The organism is Alkalithermobacter thermoalcaliphilus JW-YL-7 = DSM 7308, from assembly GCA_001584565.1.
GTDB lineage: Bacteria > Bacillota > Clostridia > Peptostreptococcales > Peptostreptococcaceae > Alkalithermobacter > Alkalithermobacter thermoalcaliphilus.
Genome location: LSFY01000001.1, coordinates 1246341 through 1272924, shown reverse-complemented (window position 1 = coordinate 1272924; position 26584 = coordinate 1246341). Strand labels below are relative to the sequence as shown.

23 protein-coding genes are annotated in these 26584 nt (G+C 28.5%); 16 read left to right on the top strand and 7 right to left on the bottom strand.

What is annotated here, in order from left to right; translation table 11 throughout:
• Nucleotides 1-3 precede the first annotated feature (3 nt).
• The 3 genes from JWYL7_RS06685 to JWYL7_RS06675 are packed head-to-tail and all read right to left on the bottom strand — an operon-like array spanning nt 4 to nt 7122.
• Nucleotides 4-1050, bottom strand: a complete 1047-nt coding sequence (locus JWYL7_RS06685; RefSeq protein WP_066070766.1) for a flavodoxin family protein — start codon at nt 1048-1050, stop codon at nt 4-6.
• 20 nt (nt 1051-1070) lie between these two features.
• Nucleotides 1071-2318, bottom strand: a complete 1248-nt coding sequence (locus JWYL7_RS06680; RefSeq protein WP_066070763.1) for a Rossmann-fold NAD(P)-binding domain-containing protein — start codon at nt 2316-2318, stop codon at nt 1071-1073.
• A 10-nt stretch (nt 2319-2328) separates the two neighbouring features.
• Nucleotides 2329-7122 (bottom strand): cytidyltransferase, encoded by a 4794-nt coding sequence (locus tag JWYL7_RS06675; RefSeq protein WP_066070760.1) that lies wholly within the window; start codon nt 7120-7122, stop codon nt 2329-2331.
• A 294-nt stretch (nt 7123-7416) separates the two neighbouring features.
• On the opposite strand from JWYL7_RS06675, the gene JWYL7_RS06670 reads away from it, so the two are divergent.
• From JWYL7_RS06670 to JWYL7_RS06655, 4 genes are all read left to right on the top strand, one after another.
• Nucleotides 7417-8664, top strand: coding sequence for an HlyC/CorC family transporter (locus JWYL7_RS06670; protein WP_149683691.1), 1248 nt, complete (start codon nt 7417-7419; stop codon nt 8662-8664).
• Nucleotides 8665-8738: 74 nt separating this feature from the next.
• Nucleotides 8739-9968 (top strand): peptidase T, encoded by a 1230-nt coding sequence (gene pepT / locus JWYL7_RS06665; RefSeq protein WP_066070753.1) that lies wholly within the window; start codon nt 8739-8741, stop codon nt 9966-9968.
• Between the two features lie 38 nt (nt 9969-10006).
• Nucleotides 10007-10285, top strand: coding sequence for a hypothetical protein (locus JWYL7_RS06660; protein WP_066070750.1), 279 nt, complete (start codon nt 10007-10009; stop codon nt 10283-10285).
• An 83-nt stretch (nt 10286-10368) separates the two neighbouring features.
• Nucleotides 10369-11652, top strand: coding sequence for a glycoside hydrolase family 18 protein (locus JWYL7_RS06655; RefSeq protein ID WP_066070748.1), 1284 nt, complete (start codon nt 10369-10371; stop codon nt 11650-11652).
• 14 nt (nt 11653-11666) lie between these two features.
• Here the strand turns inward: JWYL7_RS06655 and splB are convergent, their stop codons facing one another.
• Nucleotides 11667-12677 (bottom strand): spore photoproduct lyase, encoded by a 1011-nt coding sequence (gene splB, locus JWYL7_RS06650; protein WP_066070745.1) that lies wholly within the window; start codon nt 12675-12677, stop codon nt 11667-11669.
• A gap of 4 nt (nt 12678-12681) precedes the next feature.
• A complete protein-coding gene (locus JWYL7_RS06645) occupies nt 12682-13467 on the bottom strand; it encodes an NAD(P)/FAD-dependent oxidoreductase (protein WP_066070742.1) in 786 nt (261 codons plus the stop codon).
• 426 nt (nt 13468-13893) lie between these two features.
• Between JWYL7_RS06645 and JWYL7_RS06640 the strand changes: the two genes are divergently transcribed.
• From JWYL7_RS06640 to JWYL7_RS06595, 10 genes are all read left to right on the top strand, one after another.
• On the top strand, nt 13894-15429 hold the full coding sequence (locus JWYL7_RS06640; protein WP_066070739.1) for a glutathione ABC transporter substrate-binding protein: 1536 nt from the start codon (nt 13894-13896) through the stop codon (nt 15427-15429).
• Between the two features lie 131 nt (nt 15430-15560).
• The gene (gene nikB / locus JWYL7_RS06635) at nt 15561-16487 is read left to right on the top strand and encodes a nickel ABC transporter permease (protein ID WP_066070737.1); all 927 of its coding nucleotides are present in this window, start codon (nt 15561-15563) and stop codon (nt 16485-16487) included.
• A gap of 27 nt (nt 16488-16514) precedes the next feature.
• Nucleotides 16515-17411, top strand: coding sequence for an ABC transporter permease (locus JWYL7_RS06630; RefSeq protein ID WP_066070734.1), 897 nt, complete (start codon nt 16515-16517; stop codon nt 17409-17411).
• Between the two features lie 28 nt (nt 17412-17439).
• Nucleotides 17440-18417, top strand: a complete 978-nt coding sequence (locus JWYL7_RS06625) for an ABC transporter ATP-binding protein (protein WP_066070731.1) — start codon at nt 17440-17442, stop codon at nt 18415-18417.
• Nucleotides 18418-18429: 12 nt separating this feature from the next.
• The gene (locus JWYL7_RS06620; RefSeq protein ID WP_066070728.1) at nt 18430-19377 is read left to right on the top strand and encodes an ABC transporter ATP-binding protein; all 948 of its coding nucleotides are present in this window, start codon (nt 18430-18432) and stop codon (nt 19375-19377) included.
• A gap of 56 nt (nt 19378-19433) precedes the next feature.
• Entirely contained in the window at nt 19434-20795 is a 1362-nt protein-coding gene (locus JWYL7_RS06615; protein WP_066070725.1) for an MATE family efflux transporter, read from the top strand.
• A gap of 43 nt (nt 20796-20838) precedes the next feature.
• Entirely contained in the window at nt 20839-21681 is an 843-nt protein-coding gene (locus JWYL7_RS06610; protein ID WP_066070721.1) for a patatin-like phospholipase family protein, read from the top strand.
• Nucleotides 21682-21749: 68 nt separating this feature from the next.
• On the top strand, nt 21750-22487 hold the full coding sequence (gene truA, locus JWYL7_RS06605) for a tRNA pseudouridine(38-40) synthase TruA (RefSeq protein ID WP_066070718.1): 738 nt from the start codon (nt 21750-21752) through the stop codon (nt 22485-22487).
• Nucleotides 22488-22506: 19 nt separating this feature from the next.
• Nucleotides 22507-22746 (top strand): DUF1292 domain-containing protein, encoded by a 240-nt coding sequence (locus tag JWYL7_RS06600; RefSeq protein WP_066070715.1) that lies wholly within the window; start codon nt 22507-22509, stop codon nt 22744-22746.
• Between the two features lie 12 nt (nt 22747-22758).
• Nucleotides 22759-23163 (top strand): DUF6762 family protein, encoded by a 405-nt coding sequence (locus JWYL7_RS06595; RefSeq protein ID WP_066070711.1) that lies wholly within the window; start codon nt 22759-22761, stop codon nt 23161-23163.
• Between the two features lie 14 nt (nt 23164-23177).
• Here JWYL7_RS06595 and yfcE read toward each other — a convergent pair whose 3' ends face one another.
• Both yfcE and JWYL7_RS06585 read right to left on the bottom strand, forming a co-directional pair.
• On the bottom strand, nt 23178-23723 hold the full coding sequence (yfcE, locus tag JWYL7_RS06590; RefSeq protein ID WP_066070708.1) for a phosphodiesterase: 546 nt from the start codon (nt 23721-23723) through the stop codon (nt 23178-23180).
• 14 nt (nt 23724-23737) lie between these two features.
• Nucleotides 23738-24538, bottom strand: coding sequence for an NAD(+)/NADH kinase (locus JWYL7_RS06585; protein ID WP_066070705.1), 801 nt, complete (start codon nt 24536-24538; stop codon nt 23738-23740).
• A gap of 127 nt (nt 24539-24665) precedes the next feature.
• Between JWYL7_RS06585 and JWYL7_RS06580 the strand changes: the two genes are divergently transcribed.
• Complete coding sequence (locus JWYL7_RS06580) at nt 24666-25574, top strand: RluA family pseudouridine synthase (RefSeq protein WP_066070702.1); 909 nt, start codon at nt 24666-24668, stop codon at nt 25572-25574.
• A gap of 4 nt (nt 25575-25578) precedes the next feature.
• Nucleotides 25579-26583 carry a nucleoid-associated protein gene (locus JWYL7_RS06575; RefSeq protein WP_066070697.1) on the top strand — a complete coding sequence of 335 codons (1005 nt, stop codon included), beginning with the start codon at nt 25579-25581 and terminating at the stop codon, nt 26581-26583.
• Nucleotide 26584: the final 1 nt, after the last annotated feature.

The window sequence follows — 26584 nt, the reverse complement described above, 5'->3', positions numbered from 1 at the left end:
TGATTACACCTTATTTTTTAGTATATTTTTGGCAAATAATAAGGCCTTTTCTTCTATTTTACTAACATCAAGTATACTTTTTGGATCATTAGCTGTTTCCATAAGACAAAAGTAAGGTGGGAGCCTAAAACCCTTATTTATATTTAATCCACCTATTAGTTGTTTTGCAACACAATCACTTCCAGAATTTCCAGATACTATGATTGAAAATAATAATTTATCATAAAAATTCATCTTTTTATAAAGAACAGTTAATCTATTTATTACTGCCATTAATTTTGCTGAGATAGCATCGTTATAATTAGGGCACAACCACACTATATAATCGCTGTTTTCAATTGCAGGAAATAAATCTTCAACTACTGTTCCTTCATAAAAACATTTATTTTGATTACTATACATTTTACAAGTTTTAAATGAACATCCTTTACAGTCAACTATAGTTCCATTTTCAACATAAAACTCATCAACAAAGCAGTCTGTAAGATGTTTTTTCACCATATTCCAAAGAAGAAGAGTATTAGATGTTTTATAAGAGCTAGAATGAATTGCTAATATTTTTGGATTTTTTATAGTTAAAGGAGAGTCGATTAAGAAAGATTTTCCTAACTCTTTACAAAGATAAAAGCAAATTTCCTCAAGTGACATATCTAGTGTTTTTTGCCAAGTCTTAAAATTGCTTAAATCAGAGGTAGCTTCAACTAAAGGATGCCCCTTAAATGAGCATCCTAGTTGATTAGCTAAGAAAGCTATATTTTTAGCTGCACTTTTTGTATATAAAGAGCTATTTGACTTGATAAGCATTATAGCACTTGATCTTTCAAGACAGTCTAATCCTCTTTTATATAGTGTAGAAAAGATTTCAAAAAGCTCTATGTTAAATCCACAATCATCAAGCTCAACAGCAAAGATTATCTTTTTACCCTTTAGATCAGGAATATCAAAAGAATTATTAATTAGGTAATAGTTAGCAGTTAAAGTTGCATTTTCAACCATTTTTTCTAGAAAATTTGAAGGCTTTCCAGGCATAATCAAATATAAATCATTCATAAGATTATCTCCCTTAGATTTTATAAAATATTTTTTAGATTATCATAAGATTCTTTTATTCTATTCATCAATTCATCAGGTAAATTTAAAACTTCAAGTTCTATCCCAGATGGATTAAGTCTATTTTTAGATCCCATAAATACGCCACCCATATATGTAGAGCTATAATGCCACTTTCCTTTTATTGTAGATATTATAGATAAAGCTCCTGAAGATAAAGCAGGGGCAACATATGGTTTAAATCCAGTTTTTCTAACATCTATATTTGCATTTAGAGCTTTTTCTGTTAAGTATTTAGATAAAGCATCGTCATAGTTGTAAATACTATCAGCTATTACAAGGCCATTTCCGTGAGGCCCAAAAGCTCTACCTTCTTTTGCATAATGAATGGTACTAAAACTTTTTTTAGAATAATAAAGAGCACGAGCGTTCATAACGCCTAGTCCATATCCTCTTATTTGGTTTGAAGCTAGACCGTTAAAGTCTAAATTATTGTTGCAATCTTTATTACTCTCTAAAAATGCAACCTTACACAATAGATCAACAGGATCTGATACAACTGCAAATATTCCTTTGAATTTACTTTCTCTAGCTTTTTTGGCATAGAAACTTACTATTTTTGAGTTTTCTTCAAATTGAACCATTCTCACATCTTTTACATTATCTCCTACCTTAGGAACATTTTTAGAAGCACAAAAAACAAACATATCACAATTGAAAATATCTTCTTCGTTTATAATTTGAATATCAGGATAATTGTTTTCATTAAATGGATCTATGATTTGGTTTGCTTCATATTCCCATCTTAAAAGTCCATTTAGATCCGTTTGATATATTCCTATTTTTGAAATACAATCGCCACCTAAAAGGCGCAGTCCGGTAAGGAGTGTTCCACCTACATCTCCTAAACCAACTATATTTATATTCCATTTTTGAGGAAAATTTATATTTAATGCATCTTTCCAGTTTTTATATTCTGTATTAACAGATATAACTTTTCTTTCTTTAATTTTTGACAGCATCCACTTAGGAAGTGTATTAAATTGATTATGTCTTCTTTGATGAATAAGGTAAATATCTTCTTTTTCTAAAAACATCAAAGAAGGATGGGATACACAAAAGCTTCTTCTAGAATACAAAGGATCTATTTTATTTAGTGCAAATATGTATCCTCTGTATTTTCTTGCGTAATCTTCGGATACAAGCTCTAAATCTTCATATTTTTCCTTTGAAATAAGTATTTTGTCATTTAATTTGTAATAAAACATAAAAACCCCCCTAAATCATATTTATAATATCCTCCATACGGTTAAGAAGCTGTAAATGTTCTTTTAAATAGTAAGAAGGATTTAGATTAAGATTATAATTAATATCCTTTCCTATATCAGGATATCTAGGATAAATAAATACTTCACCTAAATTGTTTAAAGTTAAAGTTCTATTATTTATATTTAGATATTCATTTTCTATAGAACTTAAAATATCTATAGAATTTTCCAAGCAAGTTTTTGATAAAGTATAAAGAGATTTTGCTGTAGCGTTTTTTATAAAGTAAGGAGTAGTATACGGAAGTATTAGGTTAATAGATGGAATTAAATTTCTTGAAGGATAAAAACCTCTCCATAAAGTATCTCCTCCTATAAATGGATACATAACATTTTCATTAAACCATACTCTAAGATTAGGTATATAATATACACTGTCTACATCTCTATTTTGTTTTATCATTAAATCTTTTCCCTTTTTAGATAAAATTCCTACTATAATTTTCTTAACATTTATATTTTGATTTTTCAATATAGGATCTAAAGCATTAATTCTATATCCTTTATTTAGAATATCATCTACTAATATTACAGGTCTATCAAAAGAAGCTACAGTTTTTACTTGGTTTTCTAAGCTAAGATAATATGGAAAAGCTTCTATCCAGAAATTTTTAGTATCAGGAGAAAATAATTTTTCTGTGTGAAGTGATTTAGTTACTGTATTAGGAATAACAGTTTTGTTTAAAACATTTCCAAAAGGCACACAAATATATTCTCCTAAAGTTTTAGGATTAGTAGGGTATGAAGGAACATTGTTTTCCATACAAATTTTCTTAACTAATTTTTTATTTAATATATTTAAATCAAATGATAATAATAAGTTTCCTGGATATAATGAAGCTATTGATTTTTGAAGTTTTTTTCGTGAATTATTAATAACTGTCCTAACATTTGTATTAGTTTTAAAAGGACTTTTAATAAAAGATTCAACATCTAAATTAAGTATACAAGGGTTTGTCATATCTACACCAAATAAAAACTCATTATCTTTTTCTAATTTGTAAAAGCCGTAAAGTCTTAAAATTTCTTCAATTTCAGTGTTTAAATTCTGGTTTATTTCATTTTTATAAAATGCAAACTCAAATTCATTTTCAACACAAAAACACAAAGTTTCTGTAAGGATTATTTGGTTTAAATCTGAGTAAAAATTATCTATCGAGAAAATTCCATTCATAACTACTGTTTTTTTGTTTTGATAACTATCTTCTTCTTTGAACAAGCAAAAGCCTAATATATCATCATTTTCTGTAATTAATAAAACTTTGGAATTTTTATTTTGTAAAAAGTTTTTTATCTTTTTCATATAGGTCATATTTTTAAGGAATTTCTCACACAAAATATAAATTAAATCATCGTCTATAAAGTCTAGAATTTGTATCTCAAGAGAAGTGACCTCCATTAAATCTTTGTATCTTGCTTCTTTTTGATAAAGTCCTTTTTCGTAGATATAATTTTGAGCTAAAGGATCTATAAGATCAGATATATCTCTATTTTTATCTATATAATCCCTAATTTGAGAAGAACTTATATCTTCATACTGAGGTTTTAAATTTAAAGTTAATACATCGCCTTTAATATTTTTAAGAGCAACATTAAATTTATCATCAAAGTCATCAGGACTATCGCTATTTCTTCGTTCGAATATTATATGGTTAAAGTTGTGGATAGAATTTGGACATATTTGTCTTTTATAAGCAGAAGCGTTTAATATAACGTCACTTCCTACAACTATATACAACTTATAATCTGAAAAAGTATCTTTAAGCTTTTCTAAATCTTTAGGATTTGCTATATTAATAGGAAAATCTTCAGGATAAATATATATGTTAAGCTCATCAGCTACTGACATATTTATTAAGTTTCTTCTAAACATATTTGGTTGAGTTTTCTTAGACCAAGAAAACTCATCTACAGCTAAATAAACTTCAAATCCTAAAGATTCAATATTTTTAGCTATTTCTTTGTGGCTTAAGGAAAAAGGGTCGAATGTTCCTGGGAAAAAAGCTACCTTTTCAGGTATATCTAACTTAATACTATCTATATCACATATAAATCTATATATATTGTTAAGTCCTACAGATATAGAAAGAAAATCTGCATAATTTTCATTGTCAGATGCTAACAAAGTAAGCATTTTTTTTGCTATTAATCCAAATATGACTTTTTTGTTTTCTATATCTAAATTATTACATCCGAAGATATCTTTAGATATAACTTTAAATGAAAATTGTTTTATATCATTACTGTAATTAGCAAGACCATTTAGTAAAATTCCAAGAAGCTTATTTAATCTTTCTTTGTATGATTTTTGTTTTTCAGAAAATCTATTTTTATAATGAAAATAGTGTCTTATGGCAACACCTACAGTTTTTAAAAGCAAAAAGTTAAGAGTTGATTGAGATCTTTTAACTTTAAATTTAATATCATCTATTAGCTCATCAAGGTCTGAAGGTTGAAGATAAAGTATAACCTGACCTAAATAGTGTGGTATATACTTACTAAACTGATATCCTTCTATCTCAAGAGATCTTAAAAGTTCTATTGCAATATCATTTCTTTGTTCTAGTGATAGATAAGGCATAAGTTTAATAAGAGCCATGCCTGCACTATTTCTAACCCCTTCAACTCCACTAACTTTTAATAAGTTAGAAAAATGTATTGCTGTATATGTCATATTGATTTTATTTTTTAAAGCACTTTCTAAAAGTAAGTCTATGTTTATTTTTTTTATTATCCAAGGAGTAGATGTTTTTAGATTGTTTAAATAAAGTTTTGAAATTTCACGTGAATTGTCTATAAAAAAGTTTGTATTATTTTTTAAATAAATAGAGTTTAATATTTTACTTGTAATAAAATCTTCACTATATATGTGTGATTTTTGTTTAGATATTAGGGTATTTTTTAAATTTTCTATAAATTCACTGTTTTTATCGACTTTATAAAGAAGAGTATATGCTGTATAAAGTGCTGTAAGCCTTAAATTATCATTTTTATGTTTTATCATATTTAGAATGTAATCAAGAAAAATATTTTTAAACGTTTCGTCATACTGTATAGGTATATGTTTTATACAATTTAGAAGATAAAGTTGGGTACTAGGGTTTTTGTATAATCCGTTTTCATAATATTTCGATATTACAGATATATATCCTCCTATTTGGTCTTTTTTACAGTTTGAAAAAAGGCTTCCTATCATATTGCTCAAGTTATATCCTATCCATTTTTGATGAAGTGGTATTATTTTGTGGTCTGGATTTATAAATAAATCTAAATAATAATCTAAAAGCTCAAAACTTGTTATTATTTGGGTATCTATAGTTTCATCTTTTGGAATTTCTTTTCTATAATCTTCATCGAATATAGATATGATAGTTCCTATAAGCTCACTACAATCTCTTCTTATATCGTCTTCGTGGTTTATTAATTGTTCATATAAAAATTTTAACATTATAAGTTTTTGGTTTTGAGTAAGATATGTACAATACTCATTAAAAGCTTGAAGGTATTCTCGAAGATTTTTTTTGTACTTTGAGCTTCTTGCCATTTCTAAGATAGAGTTTAAAGAAGCTTCATTTCTTAGCTTATACATTAGATTTATATTGTGTTTTATGGACATATATTTTATATTTTTTATTATGTCATCTCCGTGCATTAGAGGATAGTACGATTTATTTTTAGGTTTTATATTTATATTTTCGTTTATATCTACATTTACACCTATACTTATCATATAATCTTCAAAGTCTTTTAGTTTTGAGTATACTTTTTTATATCTTTTTTCTTTTTCGCTATCTACATTATCAAGTTTATTTAAGATAACATCGAAAGCTTCATCTAAGCTAAAAATGTGCATTTTAAATTTATTATCTTTATCTTTTTTATTTTTTACTCTAAAGTCGCAATAAATTAGTATTAGTGACTCTAAAGATAAATTTTCAAGTTCTAAGTCCCAAACAGAATGATTTAGCGCTATATGACCTATATAAGTTATATTATGTCTTTTAAACCATTGATCAGTATAATAATAATGTAAATAAGCAACTCTACTTGACTCACAAGATTTGCAACCAAATTTTCCTATATCATGACCTGCACATGCTCCTGATACTCTTGCAAGATCTATTGGAACATTTAATTGTTTTAGCTGTCTTGATATAAAAAGAGCTAGACTGTGAACACCACATATGTGATCTAAAGTATTATGTCCTAAAACTTCTTGATTTAGTTTCATCATTTCATATATGTATTCATCTTCAAACGCTCTTTTAAATACTCTGTATTCTGATATATCTTCTAAAGAAGATTCTTCTTCAAAAGTTAGAAAATTAAGAGGATATTTGCTTTGCCAAGAGGGAGAATCAGATATTTTCTCAAATTCACAAAAAATTTTAAGTATATTCAAATACACATGGCATGCAGCATAAAGACTTTTGGGAATATTATCTAAATTTAAACTCAATGCGCTCGGAAAGGATTTAGATAGTGCTACGTTGTATATAAATGTTAACCACTGATCAAAGCTTATGTCTTTATGTATTTTGTTTAATAAGTCTATACATAAAGATAACACTTTAGAGCAAGAATAATCTTTTTCGATTATTATACAGTCAATTTTATTTATAAAATCGGAATCGTTTAAGTGATCTGTTAACATTGTTTTATCAAGTGAAAAGTAATCTAAAAAATTATCGTTTAATAGTGAAGATAAGATAGTATTATGAATTTGGGTAGAAACACTGCTTATCACAGTACACCTCCTAGAATCTATGTTAAATAAATTATATATTAGATGCATTAATTTGGAAATACGATTAGACACAGAATTATTTTTTTTCATACTTAAAAAATTATACTAAAATAAAGCAAAATACTTATTTTAAAGTTGTTGTAAATTATACTAGATTATTTTTTAAAGTAACTACATATTAATAAAGTAAGCAAAACATAGTCAAATTACATAAAATAACTTTTACTATAGAAAAATATAACAATCATGGTATAATAAAATTAACATTTATATTTAACAGGAGTGTGATATATTTTGGATCTTGGTAGTTTGTGGCAGTTTGTAGTGTTAGCAATACTTTTATTTTTATCTTCGTTCTTTTCAGCATCAGAAACTGCTCTTATGTCACTGAGTAAGATAAGAATACGACATATGGTAGAAGAAGATATACCAGGAGCAAAGTTAGTAGAAAAACTAATATCAAATCCAAGTAAGTTATTAGGTGCAATACTTATAGGGAACAATGCAGTAAATATCGGAGCTTCAGCACTAGCGACATCACTTGCTATCAAATATTATGGTCAAAGTCGAGGTGTTGGAATAGCTACTATTGCTATGACGATATTTGTTTTAATATTTGGAGAGATTACTCCAAAATCTTTAGCCGCTCAAAATTCTGAAGAAACATCACTGAAAATATGTAAAACAATAAACTTTATAGTAATTATACTTAGTCCTATTGTAACTATATTAACTTATATAACTAACTTTATAATAAAACTTTTAGGAGGAAAAGCTAATATAAATCAACCTTTTATTACAGAAGAAGAACTTAAAACAATAGTTGATGTAAGTCATGAAGAGGGAGTATTAGAAGTTGAAGAAAAAGAAATGATATATAACGTATTTGAATTTGGAGACTTACAGGCTAAAGATGTTATGGTTCAAAGAACTGATATTGTAGCTATAGATAAAAATACGACATATGATGAGATAATAGATATTTTTAAAGAAGAACAATTTTCACGTATGCCTGTTTATGATGAACAGATAGATAATATAATAGGAATTTTGAATGTTAAGGATATAATGTTTATAGATAAAGATAAATTTAAGCTTAGCGACTATATGAGAGAACCTGTATTTACCTATGAATTTAAAAAAATAACAGATTTATTTAGAGAATTAAGAAGTATGAGGGCTCATATGGCTATAGTGTTAGATGAGTATGGAGGAACATCAGGAATAGTAACTATGGAAGATCTTATTGAAGAAATAGTTGGAGATATAGAAGATGAGTATGATGAGGAAGAAGAAGAAATAATAGTGATAAAAGAAGATGAGTATATTGTAGATGGAAGTACAAAAATAAATGTAGTAAATGATATGATAGGAGTAAGAATAGAATCTGAAGATTTTGATTCGATAGGAGGCTTTATAATAGGAGAATTAGGAAGGCTTCCAGAACAAGGAGAGACTTTACAAAGAGATAACATAAAATTTACAGTAGAAAGCATAGATAAAAATAGAATCCAAAAGGTAAGAATAATAACAGGTGCCTAAATCTTGGGCATCTTTTTCTTTTTTACAAAACATGTTATAATTGAAAACGATACCAAAGACTAGGAGGTTTTGTGATGGATAAAGTGATAGAAAGATTTATAAGATATGTAAAATATGATACAAGATCTGATGAAAAATCGAGTTCATGTCCAAGTACACCGTCTCAAATAGATTTTGCAAAAATTTTGGTCGATGAACTAGTATCGATAGGAATGAGTAATGTAACTTTAGATGAAAATGGATATGTAATGGCAACATTACAGTCAAATACCGATAAAAATGTAGAGCCTATAGGTTTTATAGCTCATATGGATACAAGTCCTGATATGTCAGGTAAAAATGTTAATCCTAAAATAATAAAAAATTATGATGGTAAAGATATAGTGCTTAATGAAGAAAAAAATATTATTTTATCTGTAAAAGATTCTCCTGAACTTTTAAATTATATAGGACAAGATATTATAACAACTGATGGAACTACTCTTTTAGGAGCAGATGATAAGGCTGGAATTGCAGAAATAATTACAGCTATGGAATATTTAATAAATAATCCTCAAATAAAGCATGGTCAAATAAATGTGGCGTTTACACCTGATGAAGAAATAGGAAGAGGAGCCGATAAATTTGATGTAGAAAAATTCGGAGCAAAATATGCATATACAGTAGATGGAGGAGAAATTGGAGAGTTAGAGTATGAAAATTTTAATGCAGCTGTAGCAAAAATAAAAATCCAAGGTAAAAATGTTCATCCTGGAAGAGCTAAAAATAAAATGAAAAATGCGATACTTATAGCTATGGAATTGAATTCACTTTTCCCAGAAAATGAAATACCTAGCAAAACAGAAGGGTATGAAGGATTTTACCATCTAAATGATATAAATGGAAATGTTGAAGAGTGTGAAATGATATACATAATAAGAGAGTTTGATATGGATAAATTTAATGAAAGAAAAGAATTTATGAAAAAGAGTGTAGACAAAATAAATGAAAAATATGGACAAGATACTGTAACAGTTGATATAAAGGATCAATATTATAATATGAAAGAAAAAGTAGAGCCTGTAAAATTTATTGTAGATATAGCAAAAGAAGCTATGGAAGAAATAGGTATAACTCCAAAAATAACTCCTATAAGGGGAGGCACTGATGGGGCAAGACTTTCTTTTATGGGCCTTCCAACTCCAAATATATTTACAGGTGGGCATAATTTCCATGGAAAGTATGAATATATTCCTACCTTTGCTATGGATAAAGCTGTAAAACTTATAGTTAAGATATGTCAAAAATATGAACAAATCTCATAGTATATACTATGAGATTTTTCTTTTTTGGAGGTGATAAGGTGAAAGATAAAGATAAAATAATTAGAGAAATAGAACAAGATATAATATATTTAAGTAAAGTTATAGATAAATTAACAGAAAAAGCAGGAGTTAACACTAAAATAGCAATCTTAGAGTTTCAACTTATGAAAGAAAAATTAAGAAAAAGATTAATCGAGATAAAAAATTCAGATCATGACCTTTTTCAAGAAGATCCTATAGAAGATATAAAAGATTCTCTAAACGACATTTGGGTCAAACTGAAAAAAAGATTTGATAAATTTATGGATGAAATATAAAAAAATCTCTTTTATTTCTAGAATGTAGCTATATTTAATATATTTCATATATTAAATTAAAGGAAATGAGGGAGGTGATTTTTTTGATTATTCATGTCGTAAGACCTGGAGAAAGTGTATACTCAATTTCTAAAATGTATAATGTACCATATCTAAAAATAATTAATGACAATGAATTGACACAACCAGATAGACTAGTAGTAGGCCAAACATTAGTAATATTAGATGCACATAAAAAACATGTAGTAAAAATAGGAGAGTCATTATATAGGATATCGAGAATGTATAATGTCAGTATAGAAGATATATTGTCAATAAATCCAGAAATTAAAAATAAAAATGTAATATATCCAAATCAAATAATAAAAATACCTTTTAAAAAATATGAAAAGCAGGATATAGAAGTCAATGGATATGCACTTTCTAATATAAATATGGATGTTTTAAAGAAAACTTTGCCTAATCTTACTTATCTAGCTATATTTAGTTATGAGGTAAGAGAAGATGGAACACTGAAAAATATAAACGATGAAGAAATAATAAAAGCTGCTAAGGCTGAAAATGTAGCTCCTTTAATGGTTATTACAAATTTAGATGAAACTGGAGGATTTAGTAGCAATCTAGCAAGAACTATACTATCAAATGAAGATATACAGGATAAATTATTAAATAATGTATTAGAAATACTAAAAAACAAAGGATATAGCGGCCTTGATATAGACTTTGAATTTATATATCCAGAAGATAGGGAAAAGTATAATCAATTTTTAATAAAAACAGTAAATAAACTTAAGATTTTAGGATATTCTGTAACAACAGCATTAGCTCCAAAAGTTTCAGGGGATCAAAAAGGGCTTTTATATGAAGCTCATGATTATCCAGTACATGGAAGGTATGCAGATCATGTTGTTATTATGACATATGAATGGGGATACACATTCAGTGAGCCTATGGCTGTTGCTCCTGTTAATGAGGTAAGAAGAGTTATAAATTATGCAGCAAGTGTAATTCCGCCTGAAAAAATACTTATGGGAATTCCAAACTATGGATATGATTGGCTTTTACCTTATGAACAAGGAAGGCCAGCTAGAGCAATATCAAATACTGAAGCAGTAGATATAGCAAGAAGATATAATGCAGCTATTAGATTTGATGAAAGATCAAAAACACCATATTTTAATTACTATGATGAAAATAGAAATCTTCATGAAGTATGGTTTGAAGATGCAAGAAGTATATATGAAAAACTACAAGTTGTAAAAGATTACAATCTGGGGGGAGTAAGCTACTGGACTATAGGTAGATATTTCCCGCAAAACTGGTTAGTTTTAAATTCTTTATTTAATGTGAAAAAAGTGCTAGGTTAATTCTTAGCACTTTTTTATGTGAAATATTCAATAACAGCATTTTTAAAATTTTTATTTATTAAATCAGACATATATGTTTTTATCTCTTCGCTGTCGTCTTTTGTATATATATATTTAAATTTTCCGTAAGGGCCCCACTTTAACTGTCTTTTATCTTCATTTAAATCTAGCAAAGTATTTGGAAACCTATTTAAAATAAGTTCTTTGGCTGTAGATGTAAATCTATGCTGAATAAGCTCAAAACTTATTTTATCTTTATAATCTTTAAAGGCAACACTTAAATTTTCTATAAGGTTTTTATATTCTTTTTTCCAGTTAGGATATATCATTATAGGAGCTATTATAAATCCTATTGGATATCCTGAATTTGCAACTTTTTTAGCAGCTAATATTCTATTTTTGAGACTAGAAGTATTCTTTTCGAAGTTATTTATTACATATTCAGAATTTAAACTAAATCTAAATGTAGTATGCCTTTTATGATCTATATTCAAGAAAGAATCTACATTATCAAATTTTGTAACTAATCTTAATCTGCCATGGTCACTATTTGAAAAAAACTCTATACATCTTTTTAGATTTCCTGTTATGTGATCTAAAGCAACAGGATCTGTTATACTTGCGCATTCAAAAGTTGTGATATCAGGTAAATGTTTATTTATATGCTCTTGAATTACTTTTAATATATCTTCAATATTTACAAAAATTTTAATATAAGGTTTTTCGCCTTGTGTCGTTTGCAGGTAGCAATACTCACATTTACCTGGACATGAGCTAGAAAGAGAAAATTGATAATTAGCTGAAGGTTTACATGAAGGTAACTTTTTTTGTGAATTTATAGTTAAAAACACAGTTTTCTTAGATTTATCATAGTTTTCGATAAAAGATTTTTCGTTTATTGATACAGACCTAGAATTTATTATATTGATATTGTGATTTTTTAGATATTCAACAGCTTTTAATCCACACTCGTAGTTTAAAGCTTTAGGATTTACATAAACAGTATCAGGAAAAAATAATTTCACCAAATCACCTTCCAAATTTGAATAAATCTATGTTTGGATTTTGTTTTTCAAGATATAAATCTGTTATTAATTTGCCTGAAATTATAGCATACAATATTCCGTTAGATCCAAAATTCATAGAAAAATAATAATTAGGAAAATCTTTATGTTCACCGATATAAGGTAGTCCATCATCAGTAACAGCAAATAATCCACTAAATTTATATTCAACTTCTAAGTTTTTTATATTTGGAAACATATTTTTAAGTTTTTCCAAAAGCTTTTCGTATTTTTTGTCATCGCTAGAAAAATTATTTATAATGTTATTTATCAGTCCAAATTTTTCATCTTGTCCACCTATAATTATTCTGTTATCAGAAGTTGTTCTAAGGTAGGTGTAAGGGTTATTGTCGTCTCGTATTATGCATTTTTTATACCATCCATCGAAGCTATTTACAGGTTTAGTCACTATCGTAAAGGTTTTATAAAACTTTGCGATATCATCATTTATAAAGTTTACACCTTCATATCCAGCTGCTATTACAACTTTTTTAGCCTTTATTTTAAAATTATTTTTTGTATATAAAATTACATAATCATTATAGTTTTCTATATTCACAACTTTAGTATTTTCGAATACTCTAAGACCATTTTTTACAGATTTACAAATAAGGTTGTGAGTAAATTTATAAGGGTTTATCTGGCTGGATCCAGACTTAGAGTATATACCAGCCTCAACAGGGAAAGAAAACATATCTTTTGCAGCTAAATTATCTATAAATTCTACATTAAATCCGTTTGATTTTCTCATTATAAATATAATTTGAAAAAACTAAATAATGAAATAAAAAAATAAAAATTATTCATATGTAATATTTTTACATGGAATAAAATTCAATAAAAATAAAGAGGAATTTTTTCTCAAATGTATAATAAATATAAAAATAACAGAATAATATGGTATAAAAAACTTTTTCAAAAAAGAATATTTAAATGTTAAAAAAATGTAAACAGGGCAAAAAAGCTGAAAAATCAATAATCTAAACAATATGATGTGAATAAATTGTAAAAAAAGTGTTGCAAAGTTAAGAAAATTTATTTAATATAGTATTAACAGAACAGAGGGTGATAAGTACATAGCATAGTTTTCAGAAAATTCACCTTATTAAGAAGTTAGAAAAGGCTGTAAAAAGCAATAGCTTTTTTATAAATTTTAGTAAAAAAGGGAGGAAAGAAAATGCTGAAAAACAAGAAATTCACTTCACTTCTAGCTGCTTTGATGGTATTCGCTCTTGTTTTAACAGGATGCGGACAAGGCGCTACAGATCAAGGTGGGGGAGCAGAAGGAAAAGACAGCATCGTAGTTGCACAAGGTGCAGATGCTAAAACTTTAGACCCGCATGGGACAAATGACCAACCATCTTCAAGGGTTATGAAACAAATTTACAACACTTTAGTTACAGCTAATGAAGACATGGAAATAGTTGAAGGATTAGCTGAAAAGTGGGAAGCAGTTGATGAAAAAACTTGGGAATTTACTTTAAGACAAGGAGTTAAATTCCACAATGGAGAAGAATTAAAAGCAAGTGATGTTAAGTTTACACTTGAAAGAATGCTTGGTTCAGATCAAGTTTCTCACATAGTAGAAGCTATAGAATCTGTAGAAGCTCCAGAAGATTATAAAGTAGTTATAAAATTAAAAGAGCCATTTGCTCCAATACTTTTCCACTTATCTCATACTGCTGCATCTATATTAAATGAAAAAGCAGTAAAAGAAGCTGGAGATGACTATGGACAAAGACCAGTAGGAACAGGTCCGTTCAAATTTGTATCTTGGCAATCAGGAGACAGAATTGAACTTGAAGCTTTCGAAGATTACTTTGAAGGAGCTCCTCAAATTAAGAAAGTTACTTTCAGAAATATAACTGAAGGAACAAGTAGAACAATAGCACTTGAAACAGGAGAAGTTGATATAGCATACGATATTGAAGCAATAGACAAAGAAAAAGTAATAAGCAATGATAAGTTAGACTTAATAGAAGAGCCATCATTATCATTATCTTATATAGGCTTTAATACTCAAAAAGAGCCTTTCAACAAAAAAGAAGTAAGACAGGCAATAAGCCATGCTATAAATAGAGATGACATAATAGCTGTAGTTTTAAATGGTGCTGGAGAAAAAGCAGGTGCACCAATAGGACCAAGAGTATTTGGACACAATCCAAATATTAAGCCTCATGAGTATAATGTAGAAAAAGCTAAAGAATTATTAAAACAAGCTGGATATGAAAATGGATTCAAAACTACTATCTGGACAAATGATAGCCCAGCGAGAATCCAAATAGCTCAAATTGTTCAAGCTCAATTAAAAGAAATAGGAATAGATGTAGCTATTGAAACATTAGAGTGGGGAAGCTACCTTGACAGAACTGCAAGAGGAGAGCATGATATGTTCATCCTTGGATGGGTTACTGTAACAGGAGATGCTGACTATGGTCTGTATGCTTTATACCACAGCTCAGCAAAAGGTGGAGCAGGTAACAGATCATTCTTTGAAAATGCTAAAGTAGATGAATTATTAGAAAAAGGTAGAACAACTGTAGATGCTTCTGAAAGAGAAAAAATCTACTATGAAGTTCAAGAAATCATAGTTGATGAAACTCCAATAGCTAATCTTACTTATGGTAACCACAATGTTGGTATCCAAAAAGGTGTAAAAGGATTTAGATTACATCCAGCTGGACACCACAGATTATATGGTGTAAGTTTTTAATTAAATAATAATAAAAAGTGAGACCGATTGGTCTCACTTTTAGTATATAAAGATTATTTTAAGAAAATGTAATATTTTGATGAAGAATTTAAAAAAATGTAACAAATCGCAAAAATGGAGGGAGGAAGAACATGTATAAGTATATATTACGTAGATTGCTAATGCTTATTCCAGTAATGCTTGGAGTAACATTCATAGTATTTTCAATTATGTACATGACACCTGGAGATCCAGCTCAAATGATGCTAGGAGAAAGTGCACCAGAAGCAGCTGTTCAAGCTTTAAGAGAAGAAATGGGACTTAACGATCCATTTTTAGTTCAGTATGGAAGATTTGTTAAAAATGCTGCAATGGGACAATTTGGAAGATCTTATATAACAAAGAGAGAAGTTTTCTCTGAAATCCTTAGTAGATTCCCAGCAACACTTCAACTTGCTGTGTCAGGAGTATTAGTTGCAGTAATTATAGGTATACCTGTTGGTATAATATCAGCTACTAAGCAATATTCTTTATTTGATAGTGTAAGTATGATAGCTGCACTACTTGGAGTTTCGATGCCTAACTTCTGGCAAGGATTAATGCTTATATTACTATTTTCAGTTAATTTACAAATGCTACCATCTGGTGGTTATGGAAGTTTTGAACACTTTATATTACCAGCTCTTACACTTGGTACAAGTTCAGCTGCTATAATAACTCGTATGACTCGTTCTTCTATGCTTGAGGTAATACGTCAAGATTATATAAGAACAGCTAGAGCTAAAGGGGTTGCAGAAAATACAGTTATAAATAAACATGCTCTTAAAAATGCACTTATACCAATTATAACTGTTGTAGGTTTACAGTTTGGTTATCTACTTGGAGGAGCGGTTTTAACAGAAACTGTTTTCTCTTGGCCAGGAATAGGAAGATTACTTGTTGAAGCTATAAGACAAAAAGATACTCCAATGGTTCAAGCGACAGTTGTTTTCATAGCAGTTACATTTAGTATAGTAAACTTAGGTGTTGATATATTATATTCATTTGTTGATCCAAGAATAAAATCACAGTATAAGTAAGCTATATAGAAAAGGAGGTTTGAAAAAATGGATAACGTAGTTAACGGACAAACTATAGAAACTACTAAGACTAAAAAGAGAAGTATATGGGCTGAAGTAGGAAGAAGAATGGTTAAAAATAAAATGGCTATGGTAGGATTAGGAATACTTTTAGTTTTAATAATCCTTGCTATATTTGCCGATGTTATAGCTCCATATGAAGAAGTAGCAATAAAGCAAAATCTTGCTAATAGATTACAAGGGCCAAGTGCTCAGCATATATTAGGAACGGATGAGTTTGGAAGAGATATATTTGCAAGAATAATTCACGGAGCAAGAGTATCTTTACAAGTAGGACTTGTTGCTGTTGGTATATCTATATTAATAGGTGGTAGTTTAGGTGCAATAGCGGCATATTATGGGGGAACTTTAGATAACTTGATCATGAGATTTATGGATATACTACTTGCTGTTCCAAGTATATTACTTGCAATTGCAATAGTTTCAGCTTTAGGACCAAGTTTATTTAACTTAATGCTTGCTATAGGTATATCTTCTGTACCATCATATGCAAGAATAGTTAGAGCGTCAGTATTATCTATAAGAGACCAAGAATTTATAGAAGCTGCAAGAGCTATAGGAGCAAACGATTTTATAATTATAACAAGACACATAATACCTAATGCATTAGCTCCAGTTATAGTGCAAGGAACACTAGGGGTTGCAGGAGCTATACTTTCAACAGCTGGACTTAGCTTTATAGGTCTTGGTATCCAACCACCAGCACCAGAGTGGGGATCAATGCTTGCAGGAGGAAGAGCATATCTTAGAGATGCGTGGCATGTAACAACATTCCCAGGACTTGTAATAATGATTACAATACTTGCACTGAATTTATTAGGTGATGGATTAAGGGATGCATTAGACCCTAAATTAAAGCAATAGTAAATATAGCTTGAAGGGAGTGTATACAATGAGCGATAAATTATTAGATGTGAAAAATCTAACCATTCATTATATAACTGAAGACGGAACGGTTAAGGCTGTAAATGGTGTAGATATAGAACTAAAAAAAGGTGAGACTTTAGGATTAGTTGGAGAAACAGGAGCTGGAAAGACTACTACAGCTTTAGGAATTATGAGATTAGTTCCAAATCCTCCAGGAAAAATATTAAGTGGAGAAATATATTTTGAAGGTAATGATATATTAAAGATTTCTGAAGCAGACATGAGAAAGATCAGAGGAAATAAAATATCTATGATTTTCCAAGATCCTATGACTTCTTTAAATCCTGTTATGACAGTTGGAGAGCAAATAGCAGAAGTTATAGAAATACACGAAGGATTAAATAAAAAAGATGCAATAGAAAAAGCTAAAAAAATGCTTGAACTTGTTGGTATACCAGGAGCAAGACATGTTGACTATCCACACCAATTCTCAGGTGGTATGAAGCAAAGGGTTGTAATAGCTATAGCTTTAGCGTGTAATCCTCAGCTTCTTATAGCTGATGAGCCAACAACTGCTCTTGATGTTACAATTCAGGCTCAGGTTCTTGATATGATGAAAAAACTTAAAGAAGAATTTGAAACTGCTATGATACTAATTACACATGACCTTGGAGTTGTTGCTGAGGTATGTGATAAAGTAGCTATAATGTATGCTGGAGAAGTTATAGAATCAGCTTCTATAGAAGATTTATTTAACAATCCAAAACATCCATATACAATAGGATTATTTGGATCTATACCTAACTTAGAAGAGGAAGTTGAGCGTTTAAATCCTATAAAAGGATTAATGCCTGACCCAACGAATTTACCATCTGGATGTCCTTTCCATCCAAGATGTCCTAAAGCTACGGAATTATGTAAAACGCAAGTTCCTAAAAATACAGATCTAGGAAACGGTCATAAAGTAAGATGTTTAATCTATGAAGGACTTGTAGAAGCATAGGAGGTGGAAAAAATGGCAGAAAAATTACTAGAGGTAAGAAATCTTAAAAAATATTTTAAAGTAAAAAACGGAATGTTACATGCAGTAGATAATGTAAACTTCTTTATAAATAAAGGAGAAACTTTAGGAGTAGTTGGAGAGTCTGGTTGTGGAAAATCTACTACAGGTAGAGTTGTTTTAAGATTACTTGAAGCTACAGATGGAGAAATACTATTTGAAGGAAAAAATATAAGAGAATACAATCGCAATCAGTTAAGAGAACTAAGAAAAGAAATGCAAATAGTATTTCAAGATCCATATGCATCATTAAACCCTAGAATGACAGTAAGTGAAATAATAGCAGAACCTCTTAAAATACACAAGTTAGTAAACAGCAAGCAAGAATTAGATAAAAAGGTATCTAAACTTATGGAAACTGTTGGACTTGCTGAAAGATTATATAATTCATACCCACATGAATTAGATGGAGGTAGAAGACAAAGAATAGGTATAGCAAGAGCTTTAGCTGTTGATCCAAAGTTTATAGTGTGTGATGAGCCAGTTTCAGCACTTGACGTTTCTATTCAGGCTCAGATTCTAAATCTAATGCAAGATCTTCAACAAGAATTTGGATTAACTTACATGTTCATAACTCATGACTTATCAGTAGTAAAACATATATCTGATAATATCGCAGTTATGTACCTTGGACAAGTAGTTGAGTTTGCATCAGCAAGAGAATTATTCAAAAATCCAGTTCATCCATATACAAAAGCGTTACTTTCAGCAATACCAGTACCGAGCTTAAAACATAAGAGAGAAAGAATATTACTAAAGGGAGAGTTAACATCTCCTATAAATCCAGAACCAGGATGTAGATTTGCAAAGAGATGTCCTCATGCTCATGATAAGTGTAAGGAGGATCAACCTTTAAAAGATATAGGAAATGGACATTTTGTAGCATGTAATCTAGCTTATTAAAGGTTAAAAGACAAGGAGTTAATCCTTGTCTTATTTTCTTTGAAGTAGGTGATTAAATGAATGATAAAAGTTATATGTTAGAAAATGAAAGAATAAGCAAGGTATTGATAAATTTATCGATACCAGCTACTGTAGCTATGATGGTAAATGCTTTATATAATATAGTAGATGCTATATTTATAGGAAGAGGGGTTGGAACTCTTGCTATAGGAGCTTTAGCAGTAGTTTTTCCTATACAGATTTTAATAATGGGATTTGCTCAAATGATAGGAATAGGTGCAGCATCTTTAATATCTAGAAGCTTAGGTGCAAAGGATAATGAAAGAGTTTATCAAGCAGTAGGGAATGCTTATGTTTTGGCAGTATTTATTGGGCTTAGTATAACATTTATAGGTCTTTTATTTATAGAAAACCTTTTATTTATCTTTGGAGCAACTCAGAATATACTTCCGTATGCTAAAGATTATATGTCTATAATTTTAATAGGAACTATATTTCATATGTTTGCAGTTTGTTCAAACAATTTAATAAGATCTGAAGGCAATGCGAAAGTTGCTATGTTTACTATGATTATAGGAACAGGTCTTAATATAATCTTAGATCCTATATTTATTTTTGTATTTAAATTAGGTGTGAAAGGAGCAGCTATTGCAACAGTTCTTTCTCAAATTGCATCCTTTTTATTTATAGTTAGATATTTATATACTGGGAAAAGCAATCTAAAAATAAAAATGAAGTATCTGAAAATAGAAAAAGAAATTTGCCTAGAAATAGTATCGGTAGGACTATCTGCTTTTATAAGACAGGTAAGCGGAAGTGTTGTTGCTATAGTTTTAAATAATTCACTTAGAATATATGGATTAGATATAGCAATATCTACTTTTGGAATAGTAAACAGAATAATTATGTTTTTATTTATGCCTTTATTTGGAGTAATCCAGGGAATGCAACCTATAGCAGGATTCAATTACGGTGCAAATAAAATAGACAGAGTAAAGCAGGTTATAAAATTATCTATAATAAGTACGACTATTATGGCTTTTATTGGAACTTTATTTGGTCAATTATTTCCCGAAAATATAATTACAGTTTTCACCAAAGATACGCAATTGATAAAAAATGGTGCTAGTGTACTTAGGATAGTTATATCTATGGTTCCTATTATAGGATTTCAAATAGTTGGAGCAGCTTTATTTCAATCACTAGGAAAAGCTATACCATCTATAATTTTATCGCTTCTTAGGCAAATAATATTTTTTATACCATTAGTATTAATACTTCCAAGGATATATAATCTTGGCCTTTTAGGAATTTGGTTAGCCTTTCCGATATCAGACTTATTATCTACAATAGTTACAGCAATTTTTCTAAAAAAGGAAATTTCAAAATTAGAAAAAGTTGAGTATACAAATAAATAAATATGTCAATAATCTTACCAAAATATTTTTTGAAGGTGAGGTTATGAATGGTATAGGATTAGTTTTACAAGGTGGGGGAATGAGAGGAATATATACATCAGGAGTATTGGATTTTTTTATGGAAAAAGGCATTTATTTTCCATATACAATAGGGGTTTCAGCAGGAGCTTGTAATGGTAGTATGTATATATCAAGGCAGATGGGACTTGCAAAGAGAATGTATCTAGACTACATAGATGATCCAAGATATATAAATTATGCTAATATACTCAAAAGAAAAAGTGTATTGGGAATGGATTTTATATTTGGTGAAATACCTAAAAGCTTAAACCCATTTGATCTTGAGACATTCAAAAACTCAAAAGATAAATTTTTAATAGTAACAACTGATTGTGATACAGGTAAACCTGTATACTTTGATAAAGATGATTGTCAAGACATATTTACTATTATAAAGGCTTCTAGTAGTATACCATTTATAACAGATCCTGTTGATTTTTTAGATATGAAATTAATAGATGGTGGAATATCTGATCCCATACCAATAAAAAAATCAATACAAGATGGAAATGATTTAAATGTAGTTGTTTTAACTGACTCAAGGTATATGAGAAAACCTAATAACATAAAAAGAGCTGTTTATAAAATGTGTGAAAGACAAATAAAAATTACTGACCATATTCTTAATATGCATAGAATAAACAATGAAACTATAGATTATATAAATGACTTAGAAAAAGAAAAAAAAGCTGTCGTAATAAAACCAAGTAAAAATATAAAAATGGGGATAGTAAATAAAAATAAATCAAAACTTAAAGAATTATACGAGTTAGGATACGAAGATGCTAAAAACAGTTATTTGAAAATAAAAAAGATTTATAGTTAATGATACTTGATAAATAGTTTATATAATAATAAAATAACTAATGACAATTAATAGAAAAGGAGCATTACATGAGAAATATAAAACTTAGCATCAAATATGATGGATCTAGATACAAGGGATGGCAAAAACTTGGAAAAACGGATATGACTATACAGACAAAAATAGAAAATGTTTTGTCTAAAATGACTGGAGAAAATATAGAATTAATAGGATCAGGAAGAACAGATGCAGGAGTTCATGCAATCTGTCAGGTTGCAAATTTTAAAACAAGCACTACTATGTCACTTCAAAGTATGCTAGATTATATGTACAAGTACCTTCCAGAAGATATTGTTGTGTTTGATATAGAAGAAGTAAATGAAAGATTTCATTCACGATATAATGCAAAATCAAAGAAATATGTATATAAGATATGGAATGACAAATATCATAATCCATTTTTCAGGAAATATTACGAGCATATAGATAAGCAGTTAGATATACAACTAATGAGACAAGGGGCTTCTTTTTTGATAGGAGAGCATGATTTTTCAAGTTTTAAATCGAGTAAATCACAGAAAAAATCTAGTATAAGAACAATATATTCTATAGATATTCAAAAGGAAGATTGTTTAATTTATATAACTATTCATGGAAATGGATTTTTACATAATATGGTTAGGATTATAGTAGGAACTTTAATAGAAGTGGGACTTTCTATAAAAAAACCAGAAGATGTAAAATATATACTTGAAAAAAAAGATAGATCACTAGCAGGGCCTACTGCATCTGCGAAGGGATTATATCTTTTAGATGTAGAATATTAAAATTAAAGGAGGATAAAAAATGGCAGATAAGTTAGTTTTTTTAGATGAACAAGGAGAAAAAATAGAGTTAGAGTTAATAGAAACTTTAGAGGTAGAAGGAGAAACATATTGTTTATTTGCACAAAACCAAGATGATGAAGATGCTTATGTATATAAAAAAATCGTAGAAGATGGAAAAGAAAAGTATGTTGTTATAGAAGATGAAGAAGAATTTGAAAGAGTTTTAGAACACTATAATTCTTACTTTGATGAAGAATAAGGAGAGGATTTTGTGGAAAACTTTAAGTTAGTACTTATGGAAAAAGAAAAAGATACAGGGTTTTTATATAAAGAAAGAGAAGTATATTCTATAAATACAAATCTTGTAGAAAATATATATGTAGTAGACGAAGATGGTAAAGAAGTAGTACATTTAATAGTTACAACTGATAAAAATGTGAGTGATTGGGAATTTTCTGCAATTTTCGACTACTATGATGTAGATGTTTTTCAAGAGATTAATGTATCAGTAAAAGAAATACATGATAAATATAATCCAGCCTGGGAAATAAAGTTTGAATTTATAGACTGCAGAGAAGAAATGGAAAATCTATTAAATAAAATACTAGATATACACAAAAAAGAACTAGATAGTGTATATGAACAGATAAAAGATAAAGAAGAAGAATATAAATAAGAGCCAAAAGGCTCTTATTTTATACTTAAGGTATTTATAGTTTCTAATGAATTTATATCTATTAAATTAATAGTATTGTTTTCAATTATTGCAACAGAGTGGGAGTCATCTTTAGGAATAGATGTACTTCCTGGATTTAAAACAACTAGATTTTCATCTTTATAAAGCTCTTTTATGTGAGTGTGGCCAGATATAAAAATATCAGCGTTATAGTTTTTTGCCATTTGAATAAATTCATTTTTATCTTTTTTATATCCATGACACATAAATATTTTTAAGTTTTCAAATTGTAAAAACACATAAGGAGTTTGGATAGGGTGATTTATAACCATTTGGTCAACATCACTGTCGCAGTTACCACAAGTAAATATTATGTTATTTAGAGAATTTATTTTCTTTGAAAGATCTAAAGGAGCATATCCATCTGGAAGTGGATTTCTAGGCCCGTGATATAGTATATCTCCTCCATGAAGTATATAATCGCAATCTTTTAGTACATCTAAAGCTTTTTCAAAATACTTTAAACTTCCATGAGTATCACTCATTACTCCTATTTTCATACTAATTCCTCCTATTATAAAAATTTTTCAGCTACTTTACTCCAAAATTCTCCGTTTTTAAGTTTGAGCAACTTAACACTTATTTCAGAAGTTTGAATAACTATTTTTACAATTTCATTAAATCTATATTCTATTCCATCAGTAACTATAAGAATAGAGTTTTCAAACCTGTATTCAGGGGAAACTTCAACTATAGAATCACTAGAAAGAATTATACTAGAAGTAAAAGATCTATAAGCATTTGTATTTATAGGGGCTAGTGGAGTTATTTGCATTAATTTAAGTTTAGGATCAACTATACTACCACCAGCAGAGTAGTTATAAGCAGTAGATCCTACAGGAGTAGATATTAAAACTCCATCTCCACTGAATCTTTCTATAAAATTATTATCTACGCTTATATTAAGGTGAACAGTTCGAGATTTATCTCCTTTTATAACTATTTCATTTATACCAAGAGTTTCTATACAGCTTTTTCGTGTGCATATAGAAGCTTCTATGGGGTTTATGTATTGTATAAAATATTCGTTATTTATATACGCATTTATAAATTCATCTATTTCATGTGTTTGGATATCTTGAAAAAAACCTAAGTGACCAGTATTAATTCCAACTATAGGAATATCAGGAAATCCAAATTCTCTTACAGTTTTTAGAAAAGACCCATCGCCACCTATACAAATTATAAGTTGTGCATCGTAGCTGAAAGTATCTGGAACATAAAAGCCTAGTTTGGTCAGTTTTTCTTTTAGTTTCTTAGCAGTTTCGATAGATTCTGAGTAATCGTTATATGTTATATTTATTATTTTTTTCATAAAAATCTCTCCTTGTTACCTACCATAAATATATTATATCACAAAACAAAAATCAAATAGCTTGCTTATTAAAAATATAAATAATATAATACTTTTGATAAGTTTACTAAGAGGAAGGTGTAAAATTTTGTTGGTAAAAAATGAGCAAAAACATGATTTGATAGTATATAAAGTAAAGCAAGGAGGAAAAACTTTAAAACAAGTTCTTGTAGATGAACTTAATATGTCTATAAGATTTTTATCTAAGTTAAAAAAAGATAAAAGTATATTTGTAAATAACCAGTTTCAAAGATACGATTATATATTAAAAGATAATGATATAATAAAAATACAAATTATTGAGGAAAGTAGCAACTTTGAGCCTGAGAACATAGATATTCAGATATTATATGAAGACTTTGATATTTTAGTGATAAATAAGCCTTCTAATATAGTTGTTCATCCAACAAAAAGTCATCCAAACAATACTATTGCAAATGCATTAGCTTACTACTTTAAAACAAAAGGAGAAAATGTTAGGATAAGATTTGTAAATAGATTAGATATGAATACTTCAGGACTTTTAATAGTAGCCAAAAATTCTTATGCTCACCATATATTGTCTGAAGATATGAAACAAAATAAAGTTACAAAAAAATATCTAGCAGTTGTAAAAGGCGTTGTAAAAGAAGATTTTAAAACTATAAATGCTCCTATATATAGGGAAACTGACGATAGTATATTAAGAAGTGTAGATGAAAGAGGGCAAAAGAGCATAACTCATTTAAAAACAGTACAAAGATTAAAAGATTCTACAATTGTTGAGCTTTTACTTGAGACAGGAAGAACACATCAAATAAGAGTTCATCTAAGTTATATAGGATATCCTATAATAGGAGATGAGCTTTACGGTTATGTTGATGAAGATTTAATAAAAAGACAAGCTCTTCATGCTATAGAGCTTGAATTTTTACAGCCTAGAACAAAAGAAAAAATACACATTACAGCACAAATACCAGATGATATGCAAAATTTAATAAATAAATTAAGGAAGTGATATAATGCAAATACATAAATTTGTAATTCATGTATTGGATAAAAATAATCCTACTCCTATTTTAAATGATTTTGAAGGAGAAATAGACGAGCAAGTTAGTATATTTTTTGAAAAACATATAAAAAGAGGATTAAAAGATGATGATAATAAAAAAGCAAAATTTTTAGACGATACAATAAAAAATCTTTGTGAAGAAATAATATATGACAACACTACCTTTTTAGAAAATTCAAAACAAATAGCTATAAGACTATTTGAATCTATAAACAAAAGCAAAAATTCTACATCATGTGATTTAGCTATATGCCTGTATTCAATAGAAGAAAATTATTACTTGGCAATCCTAGCTTTAGACTATAAAAAGGCATATACGCATTTTATAGAATTTGTAGAAGACAAATTTAAAATTAAGATAGTAGAAAATGAAGTAGCCCTACCTAGTTTATCTCAAAGACTTAAAAGATGTGCTTTTGTAGGACTATCAGGAAAAAATGATGAGTATGATCTTATAGTTTTAGATAAAGATGCTATAAAAGAAGGATCAGAAGAAAATTTCTTTTTATCAAATTTTTTAAAATGTCAAATAGTCTTAGATGACAAGGATAAAACTAAAATATTTAAAAGTTCATCAGAAAAATGGATACAATCTAGTCTTCAAGATGAGATTGAACTTGCACAGGTGTTTAGAGAAAACTTAACCCAAACATTAAAAGACAGTGAAAAAGTAGATATACAAGAATTTATATGCAAAGTAACTGATGATGATATCTTAAAGGAAAGTTTTATAAATTACATGTCTGATGAGGGAATACAAGAAGAAAGTTTTAATATAGACAAAAAGTGGGTAAGCAAAAAGCTTAAAACAAAAACTATAAAAACAGATACAGGATTTGAAATAAAAGCTAACTTAGAAGAATTTGAAGATTATTTTAAATACCAAACAAAGAAAAATTCTGATGGAAGTATAGATATTATAATAAAAAATGTTAAATTTTATGAAGAAAAATAGA

Bases quoted from the DNA above. Each gene is read 5' to 3' on its own strand.
- JWYL7_RS06685 (WP_066070766.1), bottom strand. From the start codon at position 1,050: ATGAATGATTTATATTTGATTATGCCTGGAAAGCCTTCAAATTTTCTA.
- JWYL7_RS06680 (WP_066070763.1), bottom strand. From the start codon at position 2,318: ATGTTTTATTACAAATTAAATGACAAAATACTTATTTCAAAGGAAAAA.
- pepT (WP_066070753.1), top strand. From the start codon at position 8,739: ATGGATAAAGTGATAGAAAGATTTATAAGATATGTAAAATATGATACA.
- JWYL7_RS06645 (WP_066070742.1), bottom strand. From the start codon at position 13,467: ATGAGAAAATCAAACGGATTTAATGTAGAATTTATAGATAATTTAGCT.
- JWYL7_RS06640 (WP_066070739.1), top strand. From the start codon at position 13,894: ATGCTGAAAAACAAGAAATTCACTTCACTTCTAGCTGCTTTGATGGTA.
- nikB (WP_066070737.1), top strand. From the start codon at position 15,561: ATGTATAAGTATATATTACGTAGATTGCTAATGCTTATTCCAGTAATG.
- JWYL7_RS06630 (WP_066070734.1), top strand. From the start codon at position 16,515: ATGGATAACGTAGTTAACGGACAAACTATAGAAACTACTAAGACTAAA.
- JWYL7_RS06625 (WP_066070731.1), top strand. From the start codon at position 17,440: ATGAGCGATAAATTATTAGATGTGAAAAATCTAACCATTCATTATATA.
- JWYL7_RS06620 (WP_066070728.1), top strand. From the start codon at position 18,430: ATGGCAGAAAAATTACTAGAGGTAAGAAATCTTAAAAAATATTTTAAA.
- JWYL7_RS06615 (WP_066070725.1), top strand. From the start codon at position 19,434: ATGAATGATAAAAGTTATATGTTAGAAAATGAAAGAATAAGCAAGGTA.
- JWYL7_RS06610 (WP_066070721.1), top strand. From the start codon at position 20,839: ATGAATGGTATAGGATTAGTTTTACAAGGTGGGGGAATGAGAGGAATA.
- truA (WP_066070718.1), top strand. From the start codon at position 21,750: ATGAGAAATATAAAACTTAGCATCAAATATGATGGATCTAGATACAAG.
- JWYL7_RS06600 (WP_066070715.1), top strand. From the start codon at position 22,507: ATGGCAGATAAGTTAGTTTTTTTAGATGAACAAGGAGAAAAAATAGAG.
- yfcE (WP_066070708.1), bottom strand. From the start codon at position 23,723: ATGAAAATAGGAGTAATGAGTGATACTCATGGAAGTTTAAAGTATTTT.
- JWYL7_RS06585 (WP_066070705.1), bottom strand. From the start codon at position 24,538: ATGAAAAAAATAATAAATATAACATATAACGATTACTCAGAATCTATC.
- JWYL7_RS06575 (WP_066070697.1), top strand. From the start codon at position 25,579: ATGCAAATACATAAATTTGTAATTCATGTATTGGATAAAAATAATCCT.